12 protein-coding genes and 1 other RNA gene are annotated in these 13,372 nt (G+C 37.5%); 3 read left to right on the top strand and 10 right to left on the bottom strand.

What is annotated here, in order from left to right:
• Positions 1 to 116: 116 nt before the first annotated feature.
• Together QFZ72_RS04465 and QFZ72_RS04460 are read right to left on the bottom strand one after the other, a co-directional pair.
• Positions 117 to 854: an endonuclease/exonuclease/phosphatase family protein gene (locus tag QFZ72_RS04465; protein WP_307429940.1), complete on the bottom strand. Its 738-nt coding sequence runs from the start codon at positions 852 to 854 to the stop codon at positions 117 to 119.
• 89 nt (positions 855 to 943) lie between these two features.
• Positions 944 to 2,062, bottom strand: coding sequence for an MGDG synthase family glycosyltransferase (locus tag QFZ72_RS04460; protein WP_307429936.1), 1,119 nt, complete (start codon positions 2,060 to 2,062; stop codon positions 944 to 946).
• Between the two features lie 142 nt (positions 2,063 to 2,204).
• Between QFZ72_RS04460 and QFZ72_RS04455 the strand changes: the two genes are divergently transcribed.
• Entirely contained in the window at positions 2,205 to 2,768 is a 564-nt protein-coding gene (locus QFZ72_RS04455) for a YkoP family protein (protein WP_307429933.1), read from the top strand.
• A 168-nt stretch (positions 2,769 to 2,936) separates the two neighbouring features.
• A complete protein-coding gene (locus QFZ72_RS04450; RefSeq protein ID WP_307429930.1) occupies positions 2,937 to 3,806 on the top strand; it encodes a metallophosphoesterase in 870 nt (289 codons plus the stop codon).
• 324 nt (positions 3,807 to 4,130) lie between these two features.
• Here the strand turns inward: QFZ72_RS04450 and ssrA are convergent.
• From ssrA to secG, 5 genes are all read right to left on the bottom strand, one after another.
• Positions 4,131 to 4,494, bottom strand: a transfer-messenger RNA (tmRNA) gene (gene ssrA, locus QFZ72_RS04445).
• Between the two features lie 169 nt (positions 4,495 to 4,663).
• Complete coding sequence (gene smpB, locus QFZ72_RS04440) at positions 4,664 to 5,134, bottom strand: SsrA-binding protein SmpB (protein ID WP_223438251.1); 471 nt, start codon at positions 5,132 to 5,134, stop codon at positions 4,664 to 4,666.
• 129 nt (positions 5,135 to 5,263) lie between these two features.
• Positions 5,264 to 7,636: a ribonuclease R gene (gene rnr, locus QFZ72_RS04435; protein WP_307439581.1), complete on the bottom strand. Its 2,373-nt coding sequence runs from the start codon at positions 7,634 to 7,636 to the stop codon at positions 5,264 to 5,266.
• A 32-nt stretch (positions 7,637 to 7,668) separates the two neighbouring features.
• The gene (locus QFZ72_RS04430; RefSeq protein WP_307429927.1) at positions 7,669 to 8,412 is read right to left on the bottom strand and encodes an alpha/beta hydrolase; all 744 of its coding nucleotides are present in this window, start codon (positions 8,410 to 8,412) and stop codon (positions 7,669 to 7,671) included.
• Positions 8,413 to 8,577: 165 nt separating this feature from the next.
• Complete coding sequence (gene secG, locus QFZ72_RS04425; RefSeq protein WP_070874455.1) at positions 8,578 to 8,811, bottom strand: preprotein translocase subunit SecG; 234 nt, start codon at positions 8,809 to 8,811, stop codon at positions 8,578 to 8,580.
• Between the two features lie 182 nt (positions 8,812 to 8,993).
• On the opposite strand from secG, the gene QFZ72_RS04420 reads away from it, so the two are divergent.
• Positions 8,994 to 9,917, top strand: coding sequence for a DMT family transporter (locus QFZ72_RS04420; protein WP_307429923.1), 924 nt, complete (start codon positions 8,994 to 8,996; stop codon positions 9,915 to 9,917).
• A gap of 54 nt (positions 9,918 to 9,971) precedes the next feature.
• Here the strand turns inward: QFZ72_RS04420 and QFZ72_RS04415 are convergent, their stop codons facing one another.
• The 3 genes from QFZ72_RS04415 to QFZ72_RS04405 form a co-directional block, all read right to left on the bottom strand.
• The gene (locus QFZ72_RS04415) at positions 9,972 to 11,408 is read right to left on the bottom strand and encodes a glycosyltransferase family 4 protein (protein ID WP_307429920.1); all 1,437 of its coding nucleotides are present in this window, start codon (positions 11,406 to 11,408) and stop codon (positions 9,972 to 9,974) included.
• A gap of 35 nt (positions 11,409 to 11,443) precedes the next feature.
• Complete coding sequence (locus QFZ72_RS04410; protein ID WP_307429917.1) at positions 11,444 to 12,202, bottom strand: sulfotransferase domain-containing protein; 759 nt, start codon at positions 12,200 to 12,202, stop codon at positions 11,444 to 11,446.
• 261 nt (positions 12,203 to 12,463) lie between these two features.
• Entirely contained in the window at positions 12,464 to 13,243 is a 780-nt protein-coding gene (locus tag QFZ72_RS04405) for a glycosyltransferase family 2 protein (RefSeq protein ID WP_307429914.1), read from the bottom strand.
• Positions 13,244 to 13,372: the final 129 nt, after the last annotated feature.

The following is a 13,372-nucleotide window of genomic DNA, read 5'->3' as shown; positions in this document are numbered from 1 at the left end:
TTCCTCTCCTCTCCTCTCCTCACAAAACTTTGCTTCCTTGTGATTATTATGGAATGTTTTTACAAAATTATTATTATTTATATAAGATAGTTGTATATTCTTTGTTTTGGATTCCTTCAACTGAATGATAATATTGCTTTTAACGGTAAATGGTCAGATGCAATTGGGAAGTTTGTTATAATTTCTGCTTCAATAACCCGAAAATGATGACTGACGAATAGATAGTCCAATCTTGATCTTGGTCGAATCGATGGATAAGTAAAGCCTGCCCCTTTGCCGGCAAGATGCCATGCGTCTTGAAATTCACCGGTTATTTTTCTCCATCCTTTTGATTCTGGCCTCATATTCCAATCACCCATAATAATCATTGGATGAGGCGCCTTATGACACTGATTTACAATAAAATCGGATTGCTTTCGATGCAGAATTGGATTAAGGCTTAAATGGGTTACATTGACTTGAAATAATTTTTCATTTATCTCAATCGTGGCTTCTAGCAATGACCTTCCTTCTATGAATCCTGGTATGAAATTAAAAAGATGCCTCTTTTCGTTTACGATTGGATAGCGAGACAGAAGGGCATTTCCATACTGTCTAACATTAGTTGAATTTTTAGACGTTATAGATAAAGAAGGGCTGAAAGTCTGATTCATGTTTAATTGTTTGGCAAGCCAGCTAATCTGGTCTTCATAATCACTTCTTTTTGAAAAATGCTTATCAACTTCGTTTAGACCAATGATATCGACATCGCTTTTTTCGATTACTTCAGCAATTCGGCAAAGATCCAATTGTTTATCCATGCCCTTGCCATGGTGGATATTAAAGGTCATTACTTTAAATTCCAAAATCTTCACACCCTATGATTTAAATTACAACAAAATATAAAGAGCTAGAGAGAATATTGAGCCCTTCTATTTGAAAAGTATTTCATGTTAGACATGGCCTATATTCCATGCTTAGTTAAAATTTTTTCAATCATGACTGATAGATCCTGCTTTGATAGTTGTTGATGATAGGCATTTAGTTGTTCATTTAACGAGTTTTGATGTTGTTCGCTAACCAAAATGGATAGTATTTGTTCTTCAAGATTTGATTGCGAATTCCAGTCTTCTAATTGAAACACGAGACCTTGCTTCTTCAAATTACATAAATTGATTTCCTCCTGTCCAGGCAAGGCATGATACACAAAAATGGGGATTTTTTTAAATAAACATTCGCTTATCGTGACTCCGCCAGGCTTCGTTATAATCGCATCCGCCTCATGATACAACTGATTCATTTCCTCTTTTGATGAAATGTATGATAATGGAATGATCATTGGATCATTCATCTCGGTAATAAATTGAAAAAGATTTTTGTTTTTTCCGCATAAAACCCGGTAATGAATATTACCTGCCGGATGAAGCTTTTGAATAAATGATTGGATGGCTCCTACGCCAAGGTTCCCCCCTGAAATTAGTACCGAGTATTGGTTTTGTTCTTTCGTTTCCTTTTTCTGTTCCTTTAACTTTGGATGGATAGGTATCCCTGTTACAAAAATCCGCTCTGATTCAATGCCTCTGTCTTTTAAATAGTCCAAAGATTCTATGTTTGGGACAAAATGATAATCGATCTCACCTACTCCCCATATATGATTAATGAAATAATCGGTATAAACATTGATGACAGGAATCGTATGCTTTTTCCTTCTTTTTAATTGGCTAAGCAAATAAGAAGGCAAAGCATGAGTGCATATAATGAGATGAGGTTTTTTTTCTTCAATTAATTTTTCCATCGAAAGTAAAAACAAGTGTTCATACATGCGGTATCGATTATGGTCCATTTCATTTTCATAAACGGATTTTAGATATATCCAGCTATACAACCTAGGAGAGAGATGGATCCATTTTAAATAAATTGATGACACTAAAGCTTCTATTTTCCCGAAACGATAAGATAAAATATCAATTTTTTCACAGTCAAATATGCCATTTTTTCCGGATAGGGATTCTATCATTCCATCTGCTACATGATGATGACCAGAGGATATCTGCAAGAATGGCAAGAAAAGTACCCTTATCATAAATAATCTTCCTCGCTCTTTTTTAAAGTAGTTTGTGTTATTCGCGAGGAATCATTCTCCCCACCCTCTAATTTCCATCATATTTGCGAGGAAGCTTAGCCACAATAAAAAAAGGTTAAAACCATTTACAAGGAGAAGATCTATGAGAATAAGGCTTTATATACTTTCAGCTTGGAGTATATTCGACCCATTGTACTATTCATTTACTCGTTTGCAATACTTAAAAACGAAAGAGCAGCCCGCTATATTCCGAGTAAGGCTGACACGTTACAAAGGCCGTGAAGTGGTTTTATCAGATGGAACCAAGATCAAAAAGAATGATGTCCTCGTGAAAATTCATCTTCATAATGTTCAATTATTAAAAGAGCTTCTAACTGTTAACAATGATCTAAAAAAAGCCATGATATTATATAAAAGGGTAAAAGAATCATTACCTCATTTAGCGTCATATGTTTACCAGCATAAAGATGTAGATGAGATTAAGGGGATTATTGGTATAACCTTGCTTAACAAGGGGTGTACAAGGTTAGGATTTGAGATTTTCACTATTTTGAGTCCAACCTATAATCGCTTTAAACAATTGGCACTTTTTCCTATATATTTTATTTCAACAACAAGACAATCAACAAAAGGGCAAAAAATTCCGTCTCCAAACTACTTATTTATGTCAAAGAAATCCTTATTAAAAAAATACGGAAACATATAAGAGAATTTCTAACAGCAGAGTTTTAATTGTCAGAAACTGATCCACTTGAGTGCATTGAAATGATTATGACAGTTAGTGTAGAAATAATGTCACTGGAAGTATCTCCATTAATTACAGGTTACAATATCCCCTCCTTTTGCCTATAATTGTTAGGAGGAGGGGATATAATTGTTTATTTTGTTACCACTCATTATTGCGATTTTCATATTTTTATTATTTTATAAAGGTTATAAAAATACTCAAACTGTTTTGATTAACAATATTTCAATAAATAACGCTAATTCTGAGCATTCAAAAGGGTTTCGTGTATTGCATATTTCCGATATGCATCTTGAAAATATATCGATTACCCCAGAAAAAGTATATGAAAGTCTTCGTAATCAATCGATTGACTTAATTGCTTTAACAGGTGATTTTTTAGACCGAAAACGGAGCATCTCAAAGTTAGTTCCTTATTTAAAAGTGTTTAATGAATTAAATCCAAAGCACGGAATATATGCGGTTTTTGGAAATCATGATTATGTACTGAGTCATCCCGATTTTCTTAATTTAAAGCACACATTACAGGAATATGGATGTAAAACCATGCAAAACCAGAATGATGTACTGATGATTAATGGCAAGCGATTGAACATTATTGGGATCGATGACTTTAGTACAAATCGAAGTGAGATTGACAAATCATATCGTGAAATTTTAAATGGCTATAATCTTGTATTAACGCATGATCCGAATATAGTTCTCAGCATGAAAAACTATCATTTTGATTACTTGCTTTCTGGTCATTTTCACGGTGGACAAATTCATTGGCCAAAACCATATCATTTAATTAAAATGGGGAAATTAGTTCGGATGAACATGGTAAAAGGTTTGCATCATCACGATGGAAAACCGTTTTATATAAGTGAAGGTTTAGGGCAAACCGGAGTGAATATTCGGGTAGGAAGCCGCCCAGAGATTACGATTCACAATTTAATTCTTACATCGATTTCAGATAAAGTTACAGAAAATATAGAAAAACCTGCGGAAGCAGTTTAAACCACCCTTGGAATATGCTTGGGTGGTTTTTATTCTAAAAATATGCTGGAGTTTGTTTATAAAGGATAAGATCTACTTGTAGACACAATTTATACTTCAAATAATTAAATACTAAAATTAAGATTACTTGAGGAGCATATTAAATACTTATTTGTTTCAGAAAACAAAAAAGCATCCTCATTGGATGCTTTTAATTTTCAAATGTAATTATTTAATTGAAATTAAAGCAAAATTTGGCCGAGTGTTTATTGAAGCATATCTTTGCCAAACCAGCAATATTATGGGTAAAGTCACACGCATAATTATTAGTCACCAAAATATGTATGGTGGAGACGGTGGGAGTCGAACCCACGTCCAGAAACATCGCCACTAAAGCGTCTACGAGTGTAGTTGATATATTCGCAGTTCGCTAACTCTTATGCCTATCAACGGGCGTCGGAGCAGCTAGTCTGATTGGTCTCTTCCTTTATCCCCAGACGGAGGCATCAGGCGTAGCCCACTTAGAGTGAGTCCCTTACCCTACCACATGGGCGATGGAGGGAGGAACCGCTATAGTCTGTTATTAAGCAGCTAAAGCGAAGTTGTTGTTTGATTTGCCAGTTATTATTGGCGTGACGTTTTAACGAGGACGATCCCCTCGACTCGCAACTAAAGCTCGAACTATCCCTGTCGAATCCGTAACGTCCCCATGATAGTAAGATCGGCATGGAAGTTAATCCAGCTTCACTATGGGAAGTCCCTTAAAGGGAAACGGAAACGCTCATGAAAGATCAGAGCGGATATGAAATTGTGCTGTTTGTCTTACAAGTTCTATTATATCAGATATGAACAAGAAATCAATTGTAAGTTATTGTCAATCAATAGTCCTTCTGACGATCGCGGAAAGCTCGTTCCACTTCGCGTTTCGCTTCTTTTTTCTTCAAGTCTTCACGTTTGTCATATTTCTTTTTACCCTTACCTAAGCCAAGCAAAACCTTAGCAAAACCGTTTTTCAGGTAAACTTTCAAGGGAACAAGCGCATAGCCCTCTTCTTTTGTAAGTCCGATCAGCTTGCTGATTTCTTTGCGGTGAAGCAATAGCTTTCTTGTTCTCAGGGGCTCATGATTATAGCGGTTGCCTTGTTCGTATGGCGAGATATGCATGTTATGAAGGAAAACCTCTCCCTGCTGCACTCTTGCGAAAGCGTCCTTTAAGTTAACACGTCCAGCACGTATGGCTTTAATTTCCGTCCCCTGCAAAACAATGCCTGTTTCATACGTTTCTTCAATCGAATAGTCATGATTTGCTTTTTTATTTTGAGCAACGACTTTACCAGATCCTTTTGGCATGCTGCATCCCCCTTTCTCTCTCTATAGCGATAGGCTATATTTTAACAAAATATGAATGGAAAAGGAAGCCTCAGAGGCTCCCATCCCAAATGTTTTCTATATAGCAACTGCAAAGATTAAGAATAGTGCTTAACGTTTTTTCTTTTTTACTTTTCGTTTGCTTGCAGGAGCATTTTGAAACGATTTTTTCTTCTTTTTCTTTTTATTCGGATTTTGATTGCTCCAGCCATCATCGACACTGCCGCTTCGCTCTGCAGGTTTCTTTCTTTCATCTGATGATTTTTTTCTGCCTCTGCCCTCTTTCGCACCGCTTCTTTTTCCGCGGTCTCCTTTAATTACTTTAGGAGCATCACTCGGCTGACGGCGTCTTGTTCCTTTCATGCCGACAATTTCGAAATCTACAGCGCGTTCATCTTTGTTTACATTCACAACGCGTACTGTAATCTCATCACCGATGCGGTAGACGTTTCCTGTCCGTTCGCCGATCATCGCATAATTGCGCTCATCATAACGGTAATAGTCGTCGGTCAGATAGCTGACGTGAACAAGACCTTCGATTGTATTAGGAAGCTCAACGAACATTCCAAAGTTCGTTACTGAGCTGATAATCCCGTCATATTCTTCCCCGACTTTATCCAGCATGTATTCTGTTTTTTTAAGGTCATCTGTTTCACGCTCAGCATCAACTGCCCTGCGTTCCATATTCGATGACTGATCTGCTATCATATCCATTTTTTCTGCCCATTTTGTTTTCGTTGCTTCATCCACTTTGCCTTCAATTAAGTAGGTGCGGATTAAGCGATGGACAATTAAATCCGGATAACGGCGGATCGGTGATGTAAAATGAGTGTAGAACTCAGTTGAAAGACCAAAATGCCCCAGACTTTCCGGATCATATTTAGCCTGCTTCATCGATCTCAGCATGACAGTGGAAATGACCATCTCCTCAGGCTGTCCCGCTACATCATCTAAGATATCCTGAAGAGCACGAGGGTGAATCGTGTTTGCGGTTCCTTTTACTGTGTATCCAAAGTTCGTTACAAATTCCAGGAAACGCTGCAGTTTTTCAGCATTTGGCTCTTCATGAATGCGATAAATAAACGGCACTTTCATCCAATGAAAATGCTCTGCAACTGTTTCGTTTGCAAGCAGCATAAATTCTTCAATCAGACGTTCTGCAACTGTACGTTCACGTATGACAACATCTTTAGGCTTTCCTTCTTTATCAACCAGCACTTTTGCTTCTTTAAAATCAAAGTCAATTGCCCCGCGGGTCATCCTTTTATTGCGGAGAATTTGCGCAAGCTTTTCCATCCTCTGAAACATCGGTACAAGCGATTCATATTTCTCAAGCAGTTCTGGTTTTTGATCAACCAGAATTTCCTTTACATCAGAATATGTCATGCGCTCTGTCGTTTTGATTACGCTCTGGAAAATTTCGTGCTTTACGACTTCACCTTGGCTGTTGATTTCCATCTCACAAGAGAGCGTCAGGCGATCCACCTTTGGATTAAGAGAACAAATGCCATTTGATAAACGGTGCGGAATCATCGGAATAACGCGGTCAACTAAATAAACGCTCGTTGCGCGCTCTAATGCTTCCTTATCAATTGGGGAGTTCTCTGTCACATAGTGACTGACATCCGCGATATGAACGCCTAATTTGTAATTTCCGTTTTCAAGCTCAGTTACGGTAACTGCATCATCAAGATCTTTTGCATCCGCACCGTCAATTGTGACAATGACTTCATTGCGAAGATCCCTGCGATCCTTGATATCTTCTTCACTGATTGTTTCAGGAACATCATTGGCCTGTTCTAATACCTCTACCGGGAAAGCCTGCGGAAGACCATGCTTATGAATAACAGATAGAATATCAACGCCCGGATCGTTTTTATGTCCAAGAATCGCAATGACTTCTCCTTCTGCACTCATTCTTCCTTCTGGGTATGTTGTCAGGTGAACAACCACTTTGTGTCCTTCAATTGCTCCATTTGAAGCTTTTTTAGGGATGAAAATATCATTTGGAATCTTTTTATCATCGGGGATGACAAAACCAAAGTTTTTACTTTCTGTATAAGTTCCGACAACCTCTTTCAGACCGCGCTCTACAATGCGGATTACTGTGCCTTCCTGTCTGCTCCCGCTCGATTCGGTGCTGATTCTGACCAGGACAGTATCCCCGTGCATGGCGTTATTTAGCTCACTCGGCGGAATAAACACATCTCCTTGATTTGGATCCTCTGTAATGACAAAAGCAAATCCTTTTGCATGTCCGCTGACTTTTCCGCGAATTAAATTCATTCGTTCGGGCAAGCCGTATCGGTTGCTTCTTGTGCGCACAATCAGGCCTTGTTCCTCCATCATCACAAGAGCTTTTACAAACTCCTTGAATTCAGAAGAATCCTCAATTCCAAACGCTTCTTCAAGCTCCTGGACGGTTAAAGGCTTGTATGCTTCTTCTTTCATAAAAGAATGCAGTTTATCAATATGTATCTTCATATTATTATCCATTTGCGTCCCTCCTTTTGGGATTATTGCCAATCAAGACTTTCTAAAAACTCATGCACATCTGCATGGAGCTGATCGCGCTCTTTATCCAGTGTGATGACATGTCCAGATTCTTCGTACCATTTTAAATGCTTGTTATCAGATTCTACTTCGTTATAAATAATATTTGCACTATCTGTATTAATCATGTGGTCATGTCTCGCTTGAGCGACAAATGCCGGTGAATAAACCATATCCACATTATTCCTTACATCTGCAATCAGTTCCTGAAGAGCCCTCAGTGTATTCATCGGCGTTTTTTCAAATTGCTTCATTTCCTCTTTGATTTCTGCTTCTGATTTTCCTTCGAATTTCTTAAAGTTGCGGGCATACTCTAAAATCCCCTTGTACATCACTTCTTCACTCTTGATATACATAGGGGCGCACATCGGAACAATACCCTTTACAGGTACAGTGTAACCCAATTTGACAGAAAACACACCGCCAAGGGATAAACCGGCAACCGCGATCGATTTATGCCCCCGCTCTTTCAGCAGATTATAGCCGTCCATCACGTCCTTCCACCAATCTTCAGGACCAGTGTGCACAAGCTCTTCAGGCGGTACGCCATGGCCTTTGTATTGAGGTGCATGGCAGGTATATCCTCTCTCATTCAAATAGCGTCCAAGCATCCTCACGTCAGCTGTATTGCCTGTAAAACCGTGTAGAAGCAGGACGGCACGGTCTCCGCCTTCAAATGTAAATGGTTTTGGCCATACTCTCTTCATTTTAAAACTCCTTTTATGTAAGTATCTATTTATAAGGTTCCATCATCTGTTCTATTTAAACAAACGTTTGATTAAAGGGCAAAAATGTTGATTCTAAGGGATTCTGGATAAATGACAAAAGGGAGTCTGATAAGAATCAGACCCCCGTTCGATCAATGTCATTTATTAAAATCCAGCGTACGAAACCGCAATCGTCAGTATAAAAAAGAGTACTGATAACACGACTGTCGCACGATGAAGCACCAAATCCATTCCGCGTGCTTTTTGTTTTCCGAAAAGCTGTTCAGCTCCTCCGGAGATAGCACCTGATAAACCAGCACTTTTGCCTGACTGAAGTAAAACAACAGTAATAAGTGCAATACTTACAATGACAAGTAATGTGATTAATAAAATGTGCATGGACGACACCTCCTAAAACCCGGTTAGCATTATTTTCAATTTACCATATTGAAGGCCAAATGTCACTATCATTCGAATGTATGTCCAATCTTAATTCTTAGCCTCGCGAAACAATTCTTTTGAGGGAAAAGCTTCCTATATGATATGCTACTTAGATAGTTTGGCAGAAAGAAGGGAAAACCTTGAAAAACACGCGCATCTATCTTATCTTGATCGGTGTTATGCTCATATGGGGACTTAACGTGCCTTTACTCAAAATCATCGTTGAAAGCTTTATGCCCGTTACGGTAACAGCCGTACGAATTTTCACAGCAAGTATTTGTGTACTCATTATCTTATCTTTTTTAAAACTTCTTCGCAAACCGACTGCCAAGGAAACAATGTATATTGCAGGCGGCGGCCTGCTGAACGTTGTGTGCCATCACTATTTCCTTTCAGTAGGACTGACAATGACCACTTCTACAAATGGAGGCTTGATACTTGGCCTTGGTCCTATGCTTACAGCCATCTTATCCATTCTCTTTCTGAAACAAAGACTGACAGTCATACGATTTACAGGTTTTGTGCTGGGACTGACTGGAGTAGGATTTACCATTTTAGCAGGAAGCAAAGGCATTAGCAGCATAAATGCAGGAGATATCTACATCTTCATATCCATTTTCACACAGGCCTGCAGCTTCATTATTATTAAAAAAGCGTGCCGGACACTTGATCCGCGCTTAATGACAGGCTATATGCTTTTCTTCGGCTCAATGATTCTATTTGTCATCAGTTTGTTTACTGAACCTGAAGGAATAAAGAGCCTCTTTCATGGAACACCTGCTGTATGGGGAGTCTTTTTCGCATCAGCCATTCTTGCAACCGCAATCGGGCATATGACATATAATTTTGCGATTGGAATGGTTGGGCCTGCAGAAACATCCATCTTTATGAATCTGAGCACATTTTTTGCTCTTGCAGGATCGGCTCTTATTTTAAAAGAAGCCATTTTGCCTTCTCATTTAGTTGGACTTTGCTTCATTGTTACTGGCGTCATTTTAGGATCAGGAGCTTATGAAGAATTCAGGTATCGTCATAAGCAAAACGAAGCTTCTTCACCTAGGTAGCACAAAAAAGAAACATTTCTTTTTTTATCTCAGGTTTAGAAGCCCCGGGTCCAATCAGCTACTATTTTTATCTGAAAGAGACATATTAATTTCTAAATCTGGAATAGTATAGTTTGCAGGAAGATTTTTTGAAATCTCCTTCCAGACTTTGGTGTATAAAGGAACATTCACTTCAAACATAAAAATACTTTCTGGGTTATTTCTTTTGTTTTCTACTTTATCAATCAGATTACTTTGGGCATTTACAGACGCTATTGCTTGATTATAGATGTTAATTGTGGATTGATATTTCGTTTGAACGGACCACTTTATTTCACTTGATTTTTTTGAATTATTTTTTAATTTTGTGCGAAGAGCGGAATCATCCAAAAGCTCAAGGATGCTTTCTGCCAGCTGCAGACTGTTTCTTTTTTCAAACAAAAGGCCTGTTTCTTTATGAGTAATCATCTCTGGAATGCCCCCAACCTCCGAAGCGGCAACAGGCTTCCCCGCAGCCTGCGCTTCCATGATGGCAAATGGGAGATTGTCCTGTAAAGAAGGCAGAACAACTATATCTGTTTTATTTAATAGAGCAGGTACGTCTTTCCTTTCACCCAAAAAGAAGATTATTTCGGATAATCCTTTCTCTTTTGCATATCTCTTGAGTTCGTTTTCCAGTTCACCATCCCCTATAAACCAGCAGACAAAATCACTTCGTTTTTCTTTTATAATACTCAAAGAATCGATAAGCGTTTGATGACCTTTGAGAGTCACTAATCGTGCAGGGCAAGAAATAATAAATTGTATATTTTCACTTAGTTCAGGAGTTTTTGGGGAAGGTTCATCATTCATCTTTTGCAGAAAAGAAGATATATCCATTCCATAGGGTATTATGTTCATCTTATTATAATGAGCGCCAATATTTTCACTGCTTAATTGCTTTGCAAGCCATTGTGAGGGAATGATTACGTGATCTGCAGAGGATACACCGAGGTACTCTTTTACTGAAAGGTAGTGATTCCACTTCTTTGCCAATTTTCTATTCTCACTTAAAATATCTTCATTTACGATCATTTCTTTAGCAAGTAAGCCATGAATAGTGGCCACCAGCGGAACATGATCTGGTTTGACTCTGGATATTGCCCTTGATGTTATTACATCCTGTGAGTGAATAAGATCGTATTGACTCAAATCAAATAACGAAGCAGACAATTCAAAGGTGTAACGTTCAATTTCCTGCCAATGGACCCATTGATCAACATAAGGCAATTGTTGATGGTAATAGCCTCTCATTAAAGGGGAAACAAAATCCATAATTTTTGCTTTTGGAGCGGATTTTCCGTTAATTACTTCGTCCCTGCTTATCAAATAATAATTATCCGAATTTGGTTTTTGTGCAAGTATGTCCACTTTGTGATCATTTTGTTCCAGTATTTCCCGAAGTAATGTGATATACGTGTTCACACCGCTTAGTTGAGGATATGTCCAAAAAGTAGCTAGAAGAATTTTCATTTAAACCAACCCTTTCTTATATAATGCTTCCGGCATTACCACTTAAGGTCACTTTCATATCCTAAATAGATTAATAGTTCTCCTGCTTCTTCCTTGAATATCTCTTTAATTTCCTCCGAAAAATATTTTACCCATTCATTGGAAGTATCTTTTTTTATATTTTTATAAAATTGAGCATCCTCGAATAGTCTTAAATAATCCTCCTTCGAAAAACCTTCCTCTTTGATGTCTTCCCATAAATAATCGATTATTTTATTCAACTCACTGGATTTGGAATTATCATCAATTAGATTCTCATAGCGGATCACACAAGTATTTGGATCTTCCAGCCACCTTAAATATGGGAGGTAATGGTCATTCATACTTCCGTATCCAATTGCCTCCTGACCGTACTGCTTGGCAATCGTTCCGGATTCATAAAAACCGGTTATCATTTTTTTTATTTGTTCATCCAAGCAGTCTAAATGCTCAGTGAAATACTTATGATGGATATGTTTATCGTCATTTAAAATGTAAAACAGATAAGACAATATCATATCTCTTGGATCCCTATAGATAAAAATTCTCCGGATTTGATTATCTTCTAAATACCGCATCACTTCCCCACTGTAGTAAACGTATCCTGTCCAAACTTCTCCTGAATTCAATCCTTTCAAAGCCCCGCAAACTTCTTCTTCCCATTGGTTTAACCATTTTCCTGAACGTAAAAAAGGTATTCTATGCACAATTTCATTCAAAGTAGAAACACCGCATTCTGGAATACCCAGCAACAGCACTTTTGGTAGTTTTTTCATTCATTTGCTCCTTACTATTTATTTATTAATAATATATGAAAGTTTCTATTAAAAGGTTCTACCATTTTTTAAAGGAGCTAATATAATTTTATTTATTTTTTGAACACTTGTTTTTTCATAGATTTTTCATAGAATCAGTAAGTAATGCAAGAGGGCAATACCTTAATTTTCAACTGCGATAAACAATTTTAGGATTCATCCAAACTAGAAAAGTACGTTAAAACGTACTTTTCAGGTAAGGTTAAGTCACATTAATTCTTTTTATTTCTTAACTAATCTTTCAAGATAAACAATTTGATTGGAATGGGTTTTCCATACTGGTGTGTATTCATTTCCCCATCTTCTTATCATCTCTTCATAAAAAGATCGCCTTAAATAGCTGTACATTGGGTACTTTTTTTCGGCTTTCTCATAATCAATCAGCACATTGTGGAGAACTTCATTAATATGAATCCAGGCAAATTGTTCAGCCAAACGAATAATCATTCTAGCATCTTCAAAGTATCTGCCATCCCATGGATCATCCGTTATCCACCCGCCAACATGGCGAATACATGAAGTTCTGTAACAGCGCGGATTTACCATATATCCCAGCTTTAATAAGAAATCATATTTACTCGCATATACAGGCTGAATCAAGTTTTGGATAAAAACTAATTCATTACGCTGATTATATTGCCATAGTCTATGATCTCCAAAAGCAAAAGCGGCGGACGGATTTTTGTGCATGGCAGTTACAAGCCTCTCTGCTGCAAAACGCTCCAGCCAATCATCGCCATCCAATTGAATGAAATATGGTGTTTTGATGTGTTTCAAAGCTTCATTCAATACTTTGGATATCCCTGAATTCTTCTTTAATTGGATAATTTTAAGCCGGGAATCTTGAACGAAATCTTTTATTTTCATCATGGAATTATCTGTAGAACAATCATCTATCACGATAATGGAGGCAGGGGGAAGAGATTGATTAAAGGCACTTTGAATTGCTTTATATAAATGAGCCTCTTTATTATAAACAGGTATGACTATTGTATATTTCATTATGTTTCACCTCACTATGTTCATTTTCATTTTCAATTATTTAAAAATGTCTTCTTACTATCATTTTATGTTGATAGAAGAAGACAAGTTCCAGGAATAATCTACTTTCAAGAAAAAATTCATCTGCTG

It is taken from the genome of Bacillus sp. V2I10 (genome assembly GCF_030817055.1).
Lineage (GTDB): Bacteria > Bacillota > Bacilli > Bacillales > Bacillaceae > Bacillus_P.
Note: the sequence above shows the minus strand (reverse complement) of the source record. Positions and strands in the feature narration are given on the sequence as shown.